The sequence below is a fragment of the Synechococcus elongatus PCC 6301 genome (genome assembly GCF_000010065.1).
GTDB classification, from domain to species: Bacteria; Cyanobacteriota; Cyanobacteriia; order Synechococcales; family Synechococcaceae; genus Synechococcus; species Synechococcus elongatus.
Map to the genome: position 1 here is coordinate 760752 of NC_006576.1, position 20112 is coordinate 780863.

Here is a 20112-nt window from a genome sequence, read left to right on the forward strand (position 1 = left end):
TTCTATTCCTCAGCTCCGACTCTAAAGGTGTCAACGGAGGATTTAAGTTTCTGAGCGACAGCCACAGTAGCCTGTAGTGAAGCGGAAATGTGACGGGAGGTGTCTGAAATTTCCTCTGAGAAACCGGCCATCTCCTCCATGAGGTTAGTCACAACATTAGAGGTCTGAGACTGGCTGACGGTTGCTTGCGAGATTGCCTGTACAAGTTGGTCAATCTGTTGGGAAACCTGCACGATTTCTTCAAGGCTTTTCTTAGTCGCCTCGACCAGCTGTGTTCCCTCGACTACTTGGCTGGTACCTGTTTCCATAGCCGTAACCACCTCATTCGTTTCTTGCTGAATCGTTTCAACAATCTGCTCAATTTCCTTGGTAGCGTTAGCGGACCGTGTTGCTAACTGGCCAACCTCTTCTGCAACGACTGCAAAGCCACGACCTTCTTCACCAGCTCGTGCCGCCTCAATACTGGCATTAATTGCAAGTAGATTTGTTTGCAGAGCAATTTGGTTAATCAACGAGATCACTTTTGAGATCTGTTGAGAAGATTCACCGAGCCGCTTCACCTTCTTAGCAGTTTCAGCAACAGTTTCGCGTAGATGAAGAATACTGCGAACAGTCTCATCCATTGTTTGACCACTACTGATAGCTGTTTGCGATGATTTGCGTGCAACTTCAGCAGCTTGGTTTGCTGTGTTCGAGACATCAAGAATTGATTTCGACATCTCAGCAACAGCATTTAGGGTCTTTTTAATCTTTTCTGCCTGACTTTGGGAGTCTGCTGCTAGTCGTTGCATCGAGTTAGCATCGCTATCCAGAGAAGTATTCACCTTCTGAGTGGAGGCTTTTACTTGGACTACGACGGCTCGCAAACTTTCAATCAGAGAGTTGAAAATATCAGCAACTGTACTAATTTCACCGGCTGAGATGTCAGCACGAACAGTGAGATCACCTCGTGATGCATCTTCGACATCACTGAGAAGTTGAATCAGTTCGGCTTGAATCGCTTCGGTCCGTTGCTGTTGCTCTTGTGCCAGTTGCTCAGCGCGATCGCGTGCTGTTTCAGCTTGCTGTAGAAAATCTGCACGCGCTAAGGCTAAGCCAATTTGCGTGGCGAGTTGGCTAAACAAATCAATTTCAGATTGCTGCCAATCTCGTGCTCCTGAACATTGGTGAGCAACAAACAGGGCAATCAGTTTTTTCTCAACCACAATCGGGGCCACCAGATTGGCCTTGACTGCCAAAGGCTCCAATTGCTTGAGATGGCATTCCGTAAATCCAGCATTGTAAATATCAGGAGTCGCCTGAATGCGGCCTGCAGCATAGGCATCTACCCAATCCCGTCTGAAGCAGGGGTCATCGATCGTGATACTCAGTGCTGAGGGCCAGCCATATTCAACTGACTCTGCAATCACAGTACCTGACCAAGTTTCATCGAAGGCATAGACCACAACGCGATCGGTAGCGAGCGCACGGCGAGTCTCTTTCACTGCAGTTTGAAGCACATCTTCAGGATTAGCTTGCGCAACTAATCTGGAGGTAATTTCGCGGATTTGCTCTGCCCGTTTTGCCTCTGTAACCTGTTGCTCAAGGAAACGGGCGCGGGTAATTGCCAACCCTAGTTGCGTTGCTAGCTGACTAAACAGATCAATCTCAGATCGCTGCCAGTTACGTGGCCCTGAACATTGATGAGCAACAAACAAAGCAATTAGTTTTTTCTCAACCACAATTGGGGCAACCAGATTGGCTTTGACTGCCAAGGGCTCCAGTTGTTTGAGATGGCATTCTGTGAGGCCTGCATTGTAGATGTCTGGAGTCGCTTGAATTCGACCTGCAGCATAGGCATCCACCCAATCGCGTCGGAAGCAAGGGTCATCAATCGTGACATTGAGGGCAGAAGGCCAAGAAGGGTTAACCGACTCAGCGGTTACTGTACCAGCCCAAGTACTGTCAAATTCGTAGACAACAACGCGATCAGTATCGAGTGCACGACGAGTCGCGTGTACCGCTAGTTGCAAGACACTTGCAACGTTTGTAGGAGAAACGAGCTGTGAGGTGATGTCTCGAACTAGTTTGGCACGGTTGACCTCTGACACTTGTTGCTCAAGGAAACGAGCCCGAGTCGTTGCCAAACCAACTTGTGTCGCGAGCTGACTAAAGAGATCAATTTCAGACTGTTGCCAATTGCGTGGGCCGGAACATTGATGCGCGATGAATAAGGCAATCAGTTTTTTCTCAACCACAATGGGCGCAACCAGATTGGCTTTGACCGCCAAGGGCTCCAGTTGCTGAATATGACATTCGGTTAGGCCTGCATTATAAATATCTGCTGTCGCCTGAACGCGTCCAGCCGCGTAGGCTTCAACCCAATCTCTACGGAAGCAGGGGTCATCAATGACAACGTTGAGGGCCGCTGGCCAATTAGAGTCGCTCGACTCAGCAACGATCTTGCCACTCCAATTCTCATCAAATTCATAGACCACAACGCGATCGGCCTTGATTGCACGGCGGGTCTCTTGAACAGCTGTTCTGAGCACGCTCTTAACATCAGCTTGAGCAACTAACTCTGATGTAATTGACCGCACAAGTTTGGCCCGATTGGCTTCAGCAATTTGCTGTTCTAAGAAGCGCGCGCGGGTCATTGCCAAACCGACCTGTGTGGCTATTTGGGCGAACAGATCGATTTCAGATTGCTGCCAGTCTCTTGGGCCTGAGCATTGGTGGGCAATAAACAGAGCGATTAGTCTTTTCTCGACCACAATGGGCGCAACCAGATTGGCTTTGACCGCCAAGGGCTCCAGTTGCTGAATATGACATTCGGTTAGGCCTGCATTATAAATATCTGCTGTCGCCTGAACGCGTCCAGCCGCATAGGCTTCAACCCAGTCCCGACGAAAACAGGGGTCGTCAATGACAACATTGAGTCCTGATGGCCAATTGGGGTCGCCAGACTCCGCAATAATTTTGCCGCTCCACTTCTCATCGAATTCATAAACGATGACGCGGTCGGCTTCGAGAGCCCTCCGAGTTTCTTGGACAGCTGTTCTCAGCACCCCCTCAACATCAGCCTGAGCCACCAGCTCTGTGGTGATGGTTCGCACAAGCTTAGCGCGTTCTGCTTCAATCACCTGCTGCTCTAGGAACAGCGCGCGCGTCATAGCTAAGCCAACTTGTGTGGCAAGCTGAGTCATGAGATCAACTTCTAACTGCTTCCACTGGTACGGCCCAGAGCATTGGTGAGCAATGAATAGACCAATCAGTCGTCTCTCAACAATGATCGGGGTAACTAGGTTGGCACGAACTGCAATCGGCTCCAGTTGCTTGATATGGCATTCAGTTAAATTCGCATCATAAATATCAGCTGTGACCTGAACCCGACCCGCTGCGTAGGCCGCTACCCAATCTTTGCGGAAACAAGGATCATCAATGGTTACCTGCAGAGCTTGGGGCCATCCTGGATCAACCGACTCAGCGATGATCGTTCCAGCCCAAGTCTCATCAAACTTGTAGACAACCACGCGATCACATCCGATCGCAGCGCGAGCCTCTTGGACTGCGACATTCAGAACGTCAGTCACATTGGCTTGAGAAATCAGCCGCAGCGTAATTTCACGGACCAGCTGATTGACCCGAACTGTTTCTGAGCGTTGTTGCTCCCGACTGACCTCTGCAGTTGCTAAGGCTGTTTGAATTTGACTGGCAGCGTGGTTAATTTCTTGCCCTAAAACGGCAATCTCATCGTCACCATCCTCGGCAACGGCAACATTCACATCCCCTTGACTGAGCTTTTCAAGAGCTGCGATCGCAGCTTGCAAGCGTCGGCTACTGCGGTTGGCCAAAGCAGCTGCAATTATGCCGACCGCCACGGCTGATAAGCCGGTACCCCAGAGCAGAGTCAGGAAAAGACTGCGTTTGAGCTGGTCGGCTTCCACCTGCGCTGTTGGACTGCTGCTTGTTTCGGTCATCTCGGTAATTGACCGGTTGACGAGGTTATGAACGGTGACTCCTACCCCTAGGACAGGCAGGACACCCATAGCAATCGCTAGCAGGGTCAACTTGAGCTTGAGTCCCGTGCGCGCTGGTTTGTTAGCTGGGCCAGAGAGAGAACTCGTTTCAACCGAAGTGAATGACGTCACCTGATCAGCACCGTTTAGTTTTGGGGTCAGCGCTTCAGTCGTTTGATTGTTGATGGAAGCGGGGGTGCTTTCAGGGCGTTGGGTGGTGGACATAGCGAGTCAGGTCCTGAGGAGTGAAGTAGAAAAGCCAAAGGGCTAACAATCAAGCAAAGCGAGAGGAAGGCTTAAATAGCGTGGGGCTGCAGGCTCTTGGCATGGGCGATCGCAGCAGCATCTAAGACCAACAACAACTCTTGATCTTGGAGGTAGCAGCCTCGCAAGAAAGGCACCAAGGAGGCATCCACGGAGCCGACAGGAGATTGGATATCGCTGGGATTAAGCCGGCTCAGCCCTTCAATTTGTTGAATGGCTAACCCCAGTAATTGGCCCGCTACTTGGATGACGACAACAGCGTATTGCCGTAAATCCAGCATCAGCATGGGTAACCCCAGCAACTGCGGTAGATCGATGACCCAAATCACGCGGTTGCGGTGATTGAGTAAACCCAAGATAGTGCCGGGCATGTTGGGCATCAAGGTTAACTGTTGATGAGTGACCATCACGACTTCTTGAGCCTCAACCGTCGGAATCACCGCGATCGTAGTATCACTCAACCTGAGCTTTAAAAAAGACTGAGTGGTTTGATCAGCAGCTCCAGTATTTGTTAATTCAAAGGAGAGAGAACTATTCATAGCCACCTATAGACCTCGGCTAGAAGTCAACTGAGCGAACAGCCTTTACTAAATCTTCCTGTTGGAAAGGCTTAATGACGTAAGCATCAGCCCCCTGTTTCATCGCCCAGAGGCGATCAATCTCTTGATTTTTGGAACTGCAGACAATGACAGGTAGCTTTTCTGTCTCGGGATTTTTCTTGAGGCTCCGGCACAATTCAAAGCCACTCATGCCAGGCATGACCACATCAGTCACAACAACATCAGGCTTAAACTGGCTCACCTTGTTCAGTGCTTCTTTGGCATCAGCAGCCCCGATGACTGTGTAACCGCTATTTCGCAAGTAGGTGGTGATTAGCTCCATTTCAGAAGCGGTGTCTTCTACAACAAGTACTGTACTCATGAGCTGCTTAACCTTCGTGAGAGCGCAGATGGAAGAAACAAAGACTAAAACTGCTTGTGCAAATGCTGATTAACGATGTTGAGTAATCCCTCCTGAGTGAAGGGTTTGGTGAGGTAGTCAGTCGCGCCGGACATCTTTGCCTTAGCGCGATCGATCAAGCCGGTATTACCCGTAACCATGATGATCGGAGTCGTTTTGAAGTTGGGATGGTTACGGACAACTTTGCAGAATTTATAACCATCAACGTTTGGCATTCCTACATCTAGCAAAATCAGATCTGGCTCAATACGCATGACTTCCATGAGAGCTTTCACAGAATCAATAATCGTGATTACCTCAAACCGATCTTCATCTAGAAATCGGCGTAGCTCGCTCAAGATGATCGGGCTGTCGTCAATACAAACAATTTTGACTGGACGAGCAGTTGCCGAAGGAGAAGAAGTTAAATTGTTCGAAGTATCTACCGGACCAGCGATCGCAGTATTGCCAGAAATTAAATCGCTTCTCAAAAGGGGCGGTAGTTTATCAAATGGCGGTTGTGGCTCTCTAAAAAAAACTACGCCTTCTTGAATATAAGGATCAAGACTGCGCATCAACTTGATCTCATCTTGATGAATGAGTGCAGCCAAATGACGCAGACTGTACCCCTTCAGTAAATTTCCCAGCTTTTGAAGCTTCTCAGGACTAAACTTATTGTTACTCGTACTTTGACTAAAGAGATAGGGGCTCTGAAAAGGCGAGTAGACCTTCTCAGAAAGCCCCGACCATTCTCTTAATCGTTGAAACGTCTCATCTAGGAGAGGGAAAACTGTAAATTCAGTCAAAATTGGCAGCGAGGGATCTAGAGCTAGAAATCTGTGACTCGCAGTTTGAAGACTCAGAAAAGACTCTAAGGTCTCTTTGATCAGATTTTTGATCAAGAGATCTGTTTGAAACTGGTTGATAAATCCTTCAGATCTCAACCAAGACAATGCTTGATAAACAGCAGTTGAATTAGACCCTTCTTGTTTTTCAAATAGGGATCGTATCTGCTGGCGAATAGGACGATCAATATTCGGGATCTCAGCACTAAAAGCCTTAAGATTCCGTTCCAAGCAATCGAAGGGATCGATGGAGGTTATGCCATAGAAAAGATTGCCGTTATGCAGGTAAAATATCCAGCTGACATCTTGACTCAAAATAGTTAAGCAACCACTTGCTCTAGACTCAGCTAGCTGACTAAGCAAGTTTGCTGGGCTGAGTGCTGCTGTTGATCGATCTGCGGCAGAGTACACCATCAACTGCATTCCACAAAATCTACTCATTCATGGGCGGTATTACCTGAATCCCCTAGAAGTCCATAAGCATTCTTAGGGAAAGCAACTTCGTGTCGGACTAGTACCTATTCGAAGATTAAGGCCAAGTTAAATTCAGGCTTTCTCCATCTTAAAGCAATTTTACAATTTCTAAGGATTCTTCATGGTGGATCTTTGGAGCCCAATTTTCGATAAGTAAATATGCTGCCAGTCACTGGAGTGGATGAATTTTTTATTGCCAAAAACTGATTAAATTTTCAAAGCGCCAAGATTACATCAATTGCTTCTCAATGGGCTTTTCCATTGATTCATTGCTACATTTTTGGATGGAGCATTGAGCAATTTAAATCGATAGCTGTAGGAAGCAGATCCTTGAAGAAAAGTGAAGAGGATAGCATTTCGCTAATGGCTCTCCAAACCTGTCCTAGTGATTCAACGGAGTTGGAAGGGCTCTTGCTCACGTCTTTGTTGAAACTTGCTAATCCCATCGGCTCTCCAGAAGTACTTGAAATCTGAGAGGTGCAGAGAGGTAATCAAGGACTGAGCTGACAACACGGGCAAATTAAGATCCTTACCCCATGATTTTCCACTGGGGCAAACGGCGCTCTCGGTCATCGCCCCAACAACTTTAAAAACGGCTTCTCAAGCAGCATTTACAATCGTTTTACGATTTTTAATTTGGCTGGAATGTAGCTTTGAGGCTGTGCTGAAACAAGCAGATGAAACAAGCAATTGCTCAAGCTCAGGAAAGCCTATCGCCAAACAAGACAAGTGAAACCGATGAAAGGACCTGCTTCCCTGCACAGCTTATCCATTGTCTGTGCGATCGCCCTCAAACGGCAGCGACGCTGATTATTGACAATGATTTTGGGGTCAGCAATCCAGATGAGCAGGAGGATTATTCCTTCTGTACTACTTGAATGGTTGGCGATTGCCGAGCCTATCGCTCCAGATCTCGCTCAACTAAGAATCGTCAATTACGATACTTGGCTCAGTTTTCATATTTCTCTAGACGGGTTGTTGATCAACTGGAGAAAAGTTAGTTAGCACACCATAAACTGCCCAAATTGCCATTGGCCGGAGATAGTGGCTAGCGCGAAACGTTGCATTGGCAGTGATCGCTTCCGGCGTACGAAACTGTAAGCCGTTGTCATAAATTTGGCGAATGACCGTCTCTGTCACTTCAAAACAGCGATCGCGGTGACCTAGCAGCAACCAATAGGCAGCAATGCCAAAGTTAATTCCTGTCCACACTTCCAGCGGGTGCGTACCCTTGGGACCTACTGGCGAACCATCTGGCAGCAGGCCATTGGCTAAACCAAATTGACCGCTATGAAACTTCTGGAAGCAAGCCTCATAGACCATATCAGCTGTGGATTGCGCGGCTTCCAGCGGAGCGACCGGCGGTAACTGCAATAGCCGACTATAAAAGTCACCGCAGAGTTGATCCGCCATCACGACTTGGCTACCGCTGCCGCTATCGAGTTGGTAATAGCGGCCATTCCAAAGGGTGTCGTGATAGAGCGATCGCGCCTGTGCTAGCCAGGATTGGAAGTCTTGGCGATCGCGGTCTTCTGCTGACAACTCCAAAACATCAGCGATCGCGAGAGCAGCCTCCAGCGCTGCAATCCAGAGCCCACCGCAGTAGGCACTAATGCCTTGCAAGCGCCAATCATCAAAAGTTTGATCCGGCGCACCGCTATTCTCGGGAATGCCATCACCATCCAGATCAAAGTCCTTGAGATAGCGCAGTGCCGCTACGGCAGCTGGCCAGCAGTCCGACAGGAACCCACGATCGCTCGAACCAGTCAGTTGATAATCACGCCAGACCTGCAGGACAAAATCACAGCCCAAATCCTTCCAAAGGTTGCAATCTTGATAGCCGGTGTAGTTGGTCTGCAACCATGGCGACTCATTCGGTGCGCCTAAGTCATGGGGCGTCGCATTCGCCAACTTGCGTTTCGCTAGCGGACTTTCTTGGCCAATCGTGAACCAGTAGCCAATCACCCGCGTGCGATCGTCAGCTTGGGGAATCGCCCGCGCAAAGGCTCGCATCACCGCTTTTTCTAGCTCTGGCCAGAGCATCAGCAGCCCAAAAGCGCCGTAGAGCCGCACATCCAAACTCTCGTACCAGGCGTAATCCAGGCATTCCAAAACAGCGAACTGCCCGACTGGATCGGCTTCGCTGGCTGCTGTCCACAAACTGCCGCCACTACAGAGGTCATAGAGTTCGTTGAACAGTCCCAGCTTGAAAGTATCGGAGAGGTCATCGCGATCGAGAATCGGTTGTTGCCAAGCAGCGATCGCCTGTTCCCACTCGTCGTAGTGCTTCAGCCCCGTGGCGGCGATCGCGGCCGCATTACGACCGTCACGCCCAAAGAAGTCGGTATAGCGCCGGAAGGCTTTCACACCTGCCGCAAATTCAGTGACCGGCAGGTCCCAAGCGATGCTGAAGGGAATTTCGCGGCTTTCGCCCGGCTGTAGCGTCAGCCGAACAGCGATCGCACCCGCCAATCGCTCACCCGCTGCTGCCGGCTGAGAATCCTGGCGATCTGGAATTGAGCCATCCAGCGCAAAGGATTGCCACAACTCCGATCCGTCACCTGTCGGATCCCAGCGATCGCAGCGGAAAATCTCCAGTCCTTCTGCCTCAGCAATGGCGATCGCCCATTGCCCATCCCCTTCCTCAGGATCTTGCGATCGCGTTTGATCCAGCAGCAGCCCCTGCCAGCCTTCGCCTGCAATCCGCTGATTGAGATTGCCTACACTCTGGCCTAACGCGGGAACGTAGTCATAGACAGGGCTACCATCATCCCGGTAGACGACTTCCGGCGCTTTGTTAGTGTTGGTGAACCAGCCACAAAGATTTTCCCAGCTCAGCAGAATGCTGATCGTCAGGGGGCGATCGCTGGGGTTGTGGAGCTGCCAACGAAAAATTGCGGTCGGATAGCTGGTCGCCTGATAGTCGTGGGGCAGAATTGGCGAGAACTGGCGGCAGTGAATCTCTGCCTCAAACACCTGCTGATAGCTGAACTGGCTGCGTGGGTAGAGGGCGCTGTATTCTCCGGTCGATCGCTCTGCCGTGCTGGCGGGATACCAGTTCCAACTACTGAGGCTGCCATCGCTCGGCGCTTCGGTACTGAGCGCGTAGGCACCCGTGCCACTTTCATAGACCGCGAACTGACAGGCAGGAATGCTGCCATACCAATGCTCGCCGCCGTCTAAATGCCAGAGCGTGACGTCGCCGCGCGGCGATCGCCCCCAACAACCCGCACCAAATCCGCCCAGCGGCGCACCATGCCAAGGCCCATCATCCAGATTGCTGGCGTAGCGAACGGTATACGGTTTTTCCCAGCCCAGACCAAGGGGTCGGCGCCAGGCAGCAGCGGGCAGTTCATAGGTCATGGCCGCTATTGTTGCAGGGCGATCGCGATCGCCTCAAGCCGATCAGCAGCTGAATTGGCAGATGTTCTCCAGCAGTCTGCTTCAGCCAGTGATCGGTACTTGTACTGGATCGCGATCGCGACTGGCCCTAGGCCAAGCCAGCGCTGCGAATCCGCTGCATGGCCGTCACCACGTTTTCGCGGCTGTTGAACGCCGAAATGCGGAAGTAGCCTTCGCCTGCCGCACCAAAGCCTGAACCGGGCGTGCCGACGACATTACAGACCTGCAGCAACTTATCGAAGAAGTCCCAGCTCGTCAGCCCCGCCGGTGTTTTCACCCAAACGTAGGGCGCATTGACGCCCCCATGCACGTCCAGCCCTGCTGCTGTCAGCTCTTCGCGGATGATGCGAGCATTTTCGAGGTAGAAAGCCACCAGCTCCTTAATTTGGGCTTGCCCTTCTGCTGAATAGACTGCTTCAGCACCGCGCTGAACGATGTAGGAAACGCCATTGAACTTGGTTGATTGGCGGCGATTCCACAGCCCCCACAGTTCGACTTCGCTGCCATCAGCAGCTTTGCCTTTCAAGCCTTTGGGAACGACAGTGAAAGCGCAACGGGTGCCGGTAAAGCCCGCATTTTTGGAGAAGGATCGGAACTCGATCGCGCAATCCCGTGCGCCGGGAATTTCAAAAATTGAGTGGGGAATGGCCGGATCGGTAATGAATGCCTCGTAGGCTGCATCGAAGAGAATGATGGCTCCGTTGGCGCGGGCGTAATCGACCCAGGCTTGCAGATACTCACGGCTGGCAACTGCACCCGTTGGGTTGTTGGGGAAACACAGATAAATCAGGTCAACTTTTTCGCTGGGAATTTCAGCCGTGAAGTTGTTTTCAGCACTGATCGGCAGATAGACTAAGCCGTCATATTCGCCGCGATCGTTGGCGTCACCCGTGTGCCCTGCCATGACGTTCGTATCGACATAGACCGGATAGACCGGATCGGTGACGGCGATACGGTTGTTGTTGCCAAAGATGTCGAGAATGTTGCCACAGTCGCACTTGGAGCCATCGGAGATAAAGATTTCCGAGGCATCAACCTCGCAGCCCCGCGATTGGAAATCATGGGCGGCAATCTTCTCACGCAGCCAAGCATAGCCCTGCTCAGGGCCATAGCCCTTAAAGTTCTCACGCTGGCCCATGTCTTCGACAGCCTGAATCATCGCTTGCCGACAGGCAACCGGCAGAGGCTCAGTCACATCGCCAATGCCCAGACGGATGATGGCTGCCTCGGGGTTACTTTGGGCAAAAGCATTGACGCGCCGTGCAATCTCGGGGAAGAGATAGCCCGCTTTGAGCTTCAGGTAATTGTCGTTAATGGTCGCCATGGCACTCCAGAGAATTCGCCGAGCAGCAATCTCGTAGTGTATCGGGTTTATCGCGATCGCCTCGCCAGCCGTAAGGCGAGACACTGAGGGCTCTTGTCGGCCCATCTCGGTTTGATGCGATCGCCCAAGACAAAAATATTGGTGTGGTTTTCGAGATCGCCCTCAGTTGCAAATCAACCCACCACAGTAGCGTCAGTCCAAGATCGAATGCTGTCTGTTCACACCTAAAAGCGTTGACTTGTTCCCCAAGCTTTAAGCGACTCCAGTAGGAGAAATAGCCATAGACCATTTGCCACCCTGGAAAGCCATGGGGTAGAGCTCGCCACTGGATGCCGTCATCCGCGATCGACATCTGGGCACTGACAACTTCTCGGATGTCTACCGCACGGGGAGAGCTGCTGGGATGTGCTGGCGGCAAGATAGGGTTGACGAGCCATCGCCTCAGCACAGGCAACATCCCCATCGCAGCCAATCCCCTAGCCCAATCTCATCGTCTCGACCTTTCCTGTGAAACGGCTTCTTAATTGAGTGAGATTGCAATTTACTCTGGCTAATTCATTGCAGCAAGCCCGTAGTCCGTGCGATCGCGGGCAGGTTGTGGGCTTAGCTTCCTATGGCAGACCAATCAACGTGCCATCACCTGTCACTACTTCACCTAAGGTCCAAGCGGTTTGCCCTTGTGCTTTGAAGAACTTGAGAGCTTGAGTCTCAGCCGCAGCAGGGACAATCACCACCAAGCCGACGCCCATATTAAAGGTGTTGAACATTTCAGAGTCAGCAATATTTCCCTGCTTCGCCAGCCACCGGAACACCGTCGGCCACTTCCAGCTCTCTAAATCGATCGCCACGGTCTGATTGGGGCCTAGGCAACGCGGCAGATTTTCAGGCAAGCCTCCCCCGGTGATGTGCGCCATGCCGTGAATGGGGATTTTCTGGGCTTTGGCAGCCAGGATGGGTTTGACGTAGAGGCGGGTTGGAGTCAGAAAAACATCCCCTAGGGACTGGCCTTCAAAAATGGTTTGAGACGACGTCCAATCTAAGCCACTGTTAGCCACCACTTTGCGCACGAGGCTGTAGCCGTTGCTGTGGACCCCTGAGCTCGCGAGAGCGATCGCTACATCTCCCAACTGAACTTGGCTACCGTCTAACAGCTCTGATTTCTCAGCAATGCCCACGGCAAACCCCGCCACGTCATACTCGCCAGCTTCGTAGAAGCCCGGCATCTCGGCGGTTTCGCCCCCGAGCAGTGCACAGCCCGATTCCCGACAACCAGCAGCAATACCTTGCACCACGGCGGTCAGTTGTTCGCGATCGAGACGTCCCGTCGCCAAATAATCCAAGAAGTAGAGCGGTTCGGCCCCTGCCGTCAGAATGTCATTGACACACATGGCAACCAAGTCGATGCCGATGCTGTCGTGGCGACCGACTTGATGGGCAATTTTCAGCTTCGTACCAACACCATCCGTGCCTGAGACCAACACGGGCTGCCGATAGCCGCTAGGCAGCTCAAAAAAGCCGCCAAAGCCACCCAGTCCCCCCAACACTCCAGGCCGCCGAGTGCTCTCGACTAGGCTGCGAATATCCCCGACAAAAGCCCGCCCAGCTTCGATATCTACACCAGCTTCGCGGTAGTTCATGTCCGGTTTGGGCTCCAGGGGGAAAACCGTCATTGTACCGGCTGAGCCCGGTCAACTTGTCTGGAACGGGTGAGCAAGCTCAGCCTTCTTAGGGGCGATCGCCAGCGCTGCATCTAGAACCTGTGAATCTCTCTCCTGTCTTACTCAGGAAGTTTACATTTTGTAATCTTTTTTGCTGAGCTGAAATCTTCCACAGTCTCTCCACAGTCGGTGGCGCACTTTCCACAATCCCCCCTCCTGGTTTTCCACAGGGCGATCGCGCTAATCCTAGAAGCTTGGCTGTTTCTGGGGAAAACTTGGGTCACCGGTTCATCGTGGATCCAAATTGCGGCTGGCTCGCTAGCGGGCTCAACAAAGCGGCAAGAACACTGCATTCTTGGCCGTTGCTCTCAAGTGAGTCTCAGCAAAGTCCCCATCTGGATAGGAGATTGACAAGCCCTAGGCCCCCTGCCGCACAATGATGCGACCTAAGCCCTGGTGGCCTCGGCGTTGATCCCTAGCGATCGCCTCCGGGTTTTTTTGGGCTGTCCACTCGCTGCCTTGGAGACGCTCTATGCCCGCAACCGTCAGCATCCTTGCTGAAATTCCCGAGGAGCTGCACGACTCACTCAAGGCCTATCTGGAAGGGCATCCGGATTGGGATCAAGATCGTGTTTTTACTGCAGCCCTGTCGCTGTTTCTGTTGCAGAACACGGGCAGCGATCGCCGCGCCGCTCGGGTTTATTTGGATTCGTTGTTTCGTCAAGCCGTGTAACTGAAGGGCCGATCGCGGCTCAATCAACGGCTAGATTAGGAAACGTTGCGCTCTCTTGAGGCCGATCGCGTGGCCTACTACTGGTTCAAGGCATTTCACATCGTTGGTGTTGTGGTCTGGTTCGCCGGGTTGTTTTATCTGGTGCGCCTGTTCATCTACCACGTCGAAGCAAACGACAAGCCAGAACCGGCACGGACCATTCTGCAAGAGCAGTATGGCCTTATGGAGAAACGCCTGCTCAACATCATCACCACCCCCGGCATGCTGGTAACGGTCAGTATGGCGATCGCCCTACTCGTCACCCAGCCGGACTACCTGCATCAGGGCTGGATGCACGCCAAATTAGCCTTTGTAGCCGTATTGCTGGGCTATCACCACTACTGCGCTCGTCTGCTCAAGAAACTCCAAGCTGGCACCTGCCAATGGACCGGTCAGCAGCTACGTGCCCTCAATGAAGCGCCAACATTGTTGCTGGTGCTGATTGTCATGTTGGTGATTTTCAAAAACCAATTCCCCACCAGCGCTTCCGTTTGGCTGATCGTGGGTTTAGTGGTCACGATGCTGGCGACGATTCAACTCTACGCCCGCAAGCGTCGTCTCGATCGCGAACGGCAAGAAGCAGCCGCTTCTCTGGAAGCAGCGCCCACCCAGTCCTAAGCTGGGCCATACCTAAAAAAGAGCTCACTGCAACTGACGCTGGCTTCCTTGGCCAATCAATCACTTCAGTCGCAGTGAGTTTTTTGTTGGACAGTCTTGAACCCAAGCCTACAAGCGTCTGAGAACAGCCCAGTCAATCGCTAATCGCGAAACTGGGGCAGACTTGGCACTTAACCTTGCAAACGACTAAGCGATGACGGTCGACTGCGGACGGGTACGAGCGCGGAGTTTACGGATGCCGTAGGGTTCAGGACGGCTCTGCTGTAGCTCGCGTTTGAGCTGTTTAAGCAGGGTGCGATGACGTTGTGATGGGAAAAAATCGAACTTGAGATCTGGGTTCCAATCCATGCAAAAAGCTGAGAAACAAAGCGCCTGACAACAGGCACCCCAACTTTAGCGCAGGGGCCAAGGCCGCGACCGAGCCAGCCTAGAGGTAAGCGATAGAATCATCTAGATTTTTGCTGCTGCTTTCCCATGCCCAAGCGCGCTTCTGTTGAGCCTTCATCTGATCTGGCTCATCGTAATGGCGATCGTCCAGCAGCGGAGACGGATCAAATTCGGGTACGGGGAGCCCGCCAGCATAATCTCCAAAACCTCGATCTCGACTTACCCCGTAACCAGCTGATCGTATTCACGGGGGTGAGTGGCTCTGGCAAGTCGTCCTTGGCCTTCGACACGATTTTTGCCGAGGGACAACGCCGCTACGTTGAGTCCCTATCGGCATACGCCCGTCAGTTCCTCGGTCAAGTCGATAAGCCCGATGTTGACGCGATCGAGGGTTTGAGTCCTGCTATTTCAATCGACCAAAAGTCGACTTCTCACAATCCCCGCTCGACGGTGGGCACCGTCACCGAAATCTACGATTATCTGCGCTTGCTCTTTGGGCGAGCGGGTGCTCCCCACTGCCCTCACTGCGATCGCTCGATCGCCCCGCAAACCATTGATCAAATGGTCGATCGCCTGGCAGAACTGCCTGATCGCAGCCGCTTTCAAATTCTGGCGCCGGTGGTACGCGGCAAAAAAGGAACCCATAAAAAGTTGCTTTCCAGTCTGGCAGCAGAAGGCTTTGTACGGGTGCGGATCAACGGCGAAGTGCGAGAACTGAGCGACAGCATTGAGCTGGATAAAAATCATGCTCACACAATTGAAATTGTGGTCGATCGCCTCGTTCAAAAGGCCGGCATCCAAGAGCGACTGGTGGATTCCCTGACGACCTGTTTGCGCCGATCTGAAGGAATTGCGGTGATCGATGTCCTGCCGGGCGATCGCGGTAACGTCATCACCCTGCCGGTTGAGCACCATTCCAGCCGAGCCGCTGATACGGGCGCTGAATACAATCGAGAGCCCCAGGGCTATGAACTGGTGTTCTCCGAAAACTTTGCCTGCCCAGAGCATGGCGCGGTCATGGAGGAGCTATCGCCACGCCTCTTTTCCTTTAACTCGCCCTACGGGGCCTGCTCCCATTGCCATGGCTTGGGCACCCTGCGCACCTTTTCACCAGAGTTGGTGGTTCCTGATCCCAACCTGCCGGTCTACGCGGCGATCGCGCCTTGGTCCGAGAAAGATCACAGCTACTACTTCAATCTCCTCTGTGGTGTGGCTGAAGTCAGTGGCTTTGAAATCAGCGATCGCTGGCAGGATCTGACGCCTGATCAGCAGCATGCGATTCTCTTCGGCAGTAGTGAGCCGATCGCCGTCGAAACCGACTCGCGCTTCCGCGATCGCCATCTCTACCACCGCCCCTTCGAAGGTGTCATCCCCATCTTGGAGCGGCAGTATCGAGAGACCAGCTCGGAAGTCTACAAACAAAAGCTCGAGAAATATTTAGTCGACCAAACCTGCGAAGTCTGCCACGGCCTGCGCCTCAAGCCCGAATCGTTGGCGGTACGCATGGGACCCTACCGCATCACCGACCTAACCAGTGTCTCGGTGCGGGAATGTCTGAACAAAATTGAGGCCCTGATCGGCAGCGACAATCGCGAACCGCTGTTGACTGCCCGCCAAATGCAGATTGGCGATCTGGTACTGCGGGAAATTCAAGCGCGCCTGCGCTTCCTGCTCGATGTTGGCTTGGACTATCTCACCCTCGATCGCCCAGCGATGACCCTCTCCGGCGGTGAAGCCCAGCGGATTCGCTTGGCGACCCAAATTGGCGCGGGGCTGACTGGCGTGCTCTACGTTTTGGATGAACCGAGTATTGGTCTCCACCAACGCGATAACGATCGCCTGCTCAACACCTTGATTCGCCTGCGCGATCTCGGTAACACCCTAATCGTGGTCGAGCACGATGAAGATACGATTCGCGCTGCTGATCACCTCGTGGATATTGGCCCCGGTGCTGGTGTTCACGGCGGCCGCATTGTGGCTCAAGGGAACTTGAACCAGTTATTGACGGCTGAAGAGTCTCTCACAGGGGCCTATCTCTCGGGTCGGCGGCGCATTGCTACGCCTGACAGCCGTCGCGCTGGGAATGGCCGTCGTCTGCTTCTCCAAGGTGCGAACCGCAACAACCTCCAAAATCTGGATGTAGAAATCCCCCTCGGCAAGCTCGTCTGTATCACCGGTGTCAGCGGGTCGGGTAAGTCGACGCTGATCAACGAACTCTTGCATCCGGCCTTGGAACATAGTTTGGGGCTCAAGGTCCCGTTTCCCAAAGGCCTGGCAGTGCTGAAAGGGACGAAAGCAATCGACAAAGTGATTGTGATCGATCAGTCACCCATTGGTCGTACACCGCGATCGAATCCTGCCACCTATACGGGGGCATTTGACCCCATCCGGCAGGTATTTGCAGCGACCACGGAAGCCAAAGCCCGTGGCTATCAACCTGGGCAATTCTCGTTCAACGTCAAAGGCGGCCGCTGCGAAGCCTGTGGCGGGCAGGGCGTCAACGTGATTGAGATGAACTTCCTGCCCGATGTCTACGTCCAGTGTGATGTCTGCAAAGGCGCTCGCTATAACCGCGAGACGTTACAGGTCAAGTACAAGGGCAAAACGATCGCGGACGTCCTGAACATGACCGTTGAAGAAGCGGCACAGTTCTTCGAGAACATTCCCCAAGCCAGTAGCCGTCTCCAAACCTTGGTTGATGTCGGCCTCGGCTATGTTCGCCTAGGGCAACCGGCACCCACCCTCTCAGGCGGTGAGGCTCAGCGTGTCAAGCTAGCGACGGAACTAGCCCGACGAGCAACCGGTAAGACGCTCTATCTCATTGATGAGCCGACGACTGGTCTCTCTTTCTACGATGTCCACAAGCTGCTAGACGTAATGCAGCGTTTAGTCGATAAAGGCAATTCGATTGTGGTGATTGAACACAACTTAGATGTGATCCGTTGTGCTGACTGGATTATCGACCTCGGGCCTGAAGGCGGCGATCGCGGCGGCGAAATCGTTGTTTGCGGCGAGCCAGAGATCGTAGCAACCCACAATCAATCTCACACAGGCCGCTATCTGGCCCAAGTCCTTGCCCAGCATCCGCCCGGTCAGTAGTCTTCACGACAGTAGAGCTTCATCTTTTCCTTAGATTGATAGAAACGAGAAGCGACATTCTAAAAGAGACCTCTCAGTCACCCCCACAGGAACAATCATTGCGATGACAGCGCCGACCATTGAACAACTGGTGCGTAAGGCCTGCCAAGTGCAAGCATCTGATATTCACCTGCGAGTGGGGCACCCACCCTACTTTCGCTTGCGGGAACAGATGTATCCGCTCCCCAATGCACCAGCTGCGACCGACAGCGATATGGCGAGCTGGCTTAATGAAATCCTGACACCAACGCAACTGAGTCGTCTCAATGAAACCCAAGAGCTAGACGAGGCCCTGTTTTACCCTGACCTGATTCGCTGTCGGGTAATCTGCTTTCAAACGCTGGATGGCGTCGCCATTACCCTGCGGCTCATTCCTCTGCAGATTCCCAGTCTGATGGATCTGCAACTGCCCACAGTTTTATCCGCCCTGATTCAACGCAAACAGGGATTGATTTTGGTGACGGGGCCAACGGGGTCTGGCAAGTCCACGACGCTGGCCGCCATGATCAGTGAAATGAATCAGTCCATGGCTCGGCACATCATCACGATCGAAGATCCGATCGAATATGTCTTTGAGCCAGTGCGATGCCTGATCACCCAGCGAGAGGTGGGGCGGCATGTCCATGACTTTTCATCGGCTGTACGGGCAGCGCTGCGAGCCGATCCCGATGTCATCCTCGTGGGAGAAATCCGCGATCAAAAAACCCTCAAAGCAGCGATGCATGCGGCGCAAACCGGCCACCTAGTGCTCGGGACGCTCCATGCTCGCAATGCGATCGCCACAATCGATCGCCTGATTGGTCTGGACGGCATGGTCCAGAGCGCCGATACACGAAAGCAATTTCTCGAACTATTGGTTGCGGTGATTGCCCAACAGCTAATCACGACCTATTCGGGGAGTCGGCGTGCTGTTTTAGAGGTGCTCATCAATACACCTGCCATTCAGGACTATCTCACCCGAGGTGAACTAGACGAGGCTTACCGGTTAATGGAGCTCGATACGATTGAGGGGATGCAGACCTTGAATGAGGCACTGATCACTGAGATTGAGCAAGGGCGACTCAGTATTGAAGAAGCCCTCAAAGCTGCTGTCGACCCCGGAGATCTCGATCGCCGAATGCGGATTGCTGGAATCAGCCACTCCTTTGGATTCTCCAGTTTCAAATCCAGCGCCTGAGCAGCGGTCTGCTGCCTCGCCCACCTGCCAGAGCCGGAATGATGGAAGATACGTTTACGCCGTTACAGCTCCAGGTTGAAGGGGCGAGCCTGCGGTTCTGTCGCTACGGTGGGCAAGTATTGTCCTGGCAACCCGCCGATGGTCAAGAGCGCCTATTCCTGAGCGATCGCAGTCTTTACCAGTCCGGTCAGGCGATTCGCGGTGGCGTCCCGATCATCTTTCCCCAGTTCTCGGGGCGCGGGTCATTGCCTAAGCATGGTTTTGCCCGCGATCGCGCTTGGGCTTTGCTGCAGTGGGATGAGGACAGCGGCCAAGCCGAGTTAGAGCTCCGAGAGTCACTAGAAACCTTACAGATTTGGCCGTTTGCTTTTCGGTTGGTGCTCAAGCTGCAACTCCGACCCCAGCAACTGCAGCTGCAACTCACTGTTGAGAACTGCGATCGCCAACCTTGGTCGTTTACAGCAGCACTGCACAGCTATCTAGCGGTGCCGGATCTGGCCACTGTGCATCTACAAGGACTGCAAGGGCGTTGGGGCACGGAACAAACCACGGGCGATCGCTGGCAGGAGATGGAGTGCGATCGCCACTTCCCTCAAGCGATCGATGCGCTCTACGAGGCTCCGGCGCAGCCCTTGACCTTGCTGGCTCCTCCTTGGTCAGCCCTTCAGATCTGTCAGACAGGGTTTACCGAAACAGTGATCTGGAACCCGGGGTCAGCAGGGGTCAGTCAGATTGGCGATCTGGCCTCCGGCTCAGAACAGCAGTTTCTCTGTGTGGAAGCAGCTGTCGTGCAGTCTCCTCCCCGCCTTGAACCTGGGGAAATTTGGCAGGGGCAACAAGTCTTTCAGGTCGGTTGAATGCCCCTGCGATGGTAGTGCTCACTGTTAACCCTGCGAAGTATTCCTGCAATTGCTTGGCAGTGCCGCGATCGCAATCCTAGGGTGAGGATAGTTCGGATGACGACCTCCAGGACAGCGTAAAGCTTGAGGACTGGACGGGTGAACATAGTCGGCGGTGGTTTCCTCTGGAGCCATCGCCTTTTATTGTTGTGTTTCCCAAGCTGGCCCTGCCAACGACGCTCGCTCAACGTCTTGCCAGTGACTCATGACAAGACCA

15 protein-coding genes are annotated in these 20112 nt (G+C 53.1%); 6 read left to right on the top strand and 9 right to left on the bottom strand.

Annotation, left to right across the window (positions count from 1 at the left end; all coding sequences use genetic code 11):
- Positions 1 to 2: 2 nt before the first annotated feature.
- The 4 genes from SYC_RS03530 to SYC_RS03545 form a co-directional block, all read right to left on the bottom strand.
- Complete coding sequence (locus SYC_RS03530) at positions 3 to 4223, bottom strand: GAF domain-containing protein (RefSeq protein WP_011242994.1); 4221 nt, start codon at positions 4221 to 4223, stop codon at positions 3 to 5.
- Positions 4224 to 4294: 71 nt separating this feature from the next.
- On the bottom strand, positions 4295 to 4723 hold the full coding sequence (locus SYC_RS03535; protein WP_231621329.1) for a chemotaxis protein CheW: 429 nt from the start codon (positions 4721 to 4723) through the stop codon (positions 4295 to 4297).
- Between the two features lie 97 nt (positions 4724 to 4820).
- Positions 4821 to 5183 (bottom strand): response regulator transcription factor, encoded by a 363-nt coding sequence (locus SYC_RS03540; protein ID WP_011242996.1) that lies wholly within the window; start codon positions 5181 to 5183, stop codon positions 4821 to 4823.
- A gap of 44 nt (positions 5184 to 5227) precedes the next feature.
- Positions 5228 to 6460, bottom strand: coding sequence for a response regulator (locus tag SYC_RS03545; protein ID WP_234701795.1), 1233 nt, complete (start codon positions 6458 to 6460; stop codon positions 5228 to 5230).
- Positions 6461 to 7197: 737 nt separating this feature from the next.
- Between SYC_RS03545 and SYC_RS03550 the strand changes: the two genes are divergently transcribed.
- Positions 7198 to 7398, top strand: a complete 201-nt coding sequence (locus SYC_RS03550; protein ID WP_041676942.1) for a hypothetical protein — start codon at positions 7198 to 7200, stop codon at positions 7396 to 7398.
- 88 nt (positions 7399 to 7486) lie between these two features.
- Here SYC_RS03550 and SYC_RS03555 read toward each other — a convergent pair whose 3' ends face one another.
- The 4 genes from SYC_RS03555 to purM form a co-directional block, all read right to left on the bottom strand.
- Positions 7487 to 9883: a GH116 family glycosyl hydrolase gene (locus SYC_RS03555; protein ID WP_011242998.1), complete on the bottom strand. Its 2397-nt coding sequence runs from the start codon at positions 9881 to 9883 to the stop codon at positions 7487 to 7489.
- A gap of 127 nt (positions 9884 to 10010) precedes the next feature.
- Entirely contained in the window at positions 10011 to 11246 is a 1236-nt protein-coding gene (locus SYC_RS03560; RefSeq protein WP_011242999.1) for an LL-diaminopimelate aminotransferase, read from the bottom strand.
- Positions 11233 to 11709, bottom strand: coding sequence for a transposase (locus SYC_RS13525; RefSeq protein WP_011243000.1), 477 nt, complete (start codon positions 11707 to 11709; stop codon positions 11233 to 11235). Before SYC_RS13525 ends, SYC_RS03560 begins: the two co-directional genes overlap by 14 nt.
- Before the next feature lie 148 nt (positions 11710 to 11857).
- Complete coding sequence (gene purM, locus SYC_RS03565) at positions 11858 to 12883, bottom strand: phosphoribosylformylglycinamidine cyclo-ligase (protein WP_011377763.1); 1026 nt, start codon at positions 12881 to 12883, stop codon at positions 11858 to 11860.
- A gap of 553 nt (positions 12884 to 13436) precedes the next feature.
- Between purM and SYC_RS03570 the strand changes: the two genes are divergently transcribed.
- Complete coding sequence (locus SYC_RS03570; protein WP_011243002.1) at positions 13437 to 13637, top strand: DUF2811 domain-containing protein; 201 nt, start codon at positions 13437 to 13439, stop codon at positions 13635 to 13637.
- 45 nt (positions 13638 to 13682) lie between these two features.
- The gene (hemJ, locus tag SYC_RS03575) at positions 13683 to 14294 is read left to right on the top strand and encodes a protoporphyrinogen oxidase HemJ (protein ID WP_011377762.1); all 612 of its coding nucleotides are present in this window, start codon (positions 13683 to 13685) and stop codon (positions 14292 to 14294) included.
- A 186-nt stretch (positions 14295 to 14480) separates the two neighbouring features.
- On the opposite strand, the gene SYC_RS13755 is transcribed toward hemJ, so the two are convergent.
- On the bottom strand, positions 14481 to 14642 hold the full coding sequence (locus tag SYC_RS13755; protein WP_155813866.1) for a hypothetical protein: 162 nt from the start codon (positions 14640 to 14642) through the stop codon (positions 14481 to 14483).
- 126 nt (positions 14643 to 14768) lie between these two features.
- Between SYC_RS13755 and uvrA the strand changes: the two genes are divergently transcribed.
- The 3 genes from uvrA to SYC_RS03590 all read left to right on the top strand — a co-directional run bounded on the left by uvrA (position 14769) and on the right by SYC_RS03590 (position 19853).
- Complete coding sequence (gene uvrA, locus SYC_RS03580) at positions 14769 to 17780, top strand: excinuclease ABC subunit UvrA (RefSeq protein WP_011243004.1); 3012 nt, start codon at positions 14769 to 14771, stop codon at positions 17778 to 17780.
- Between the two features lie 103 nt (positions 17781 to 17883).
- Entirely contained in the window at positions 17884 to 18996 is a 1113-nt protein-coding gene (locus SYC_RS03585) for a type IV pilus twitching motility protein PilT (RefSeq protein ID WP_011243005.1), read from the top strand.
- 41 nt (positions 18997 to 19037) lie between these two features.
- The gene (locus SYC_RS03590) at positions 19038 to 19853 is read left to right on the top strand and encodes a D-hexose-6-phosphate mutarotase (RefSeq protein ID WP_231621331.1); all 816 of its coding nucleotides are present in this window, start codon (positions 19038 to 19040) and stop codon (positions 19851 to 19853) included.
- Positions 19854 to 20112: the final 259 nt, after the last annotated feature.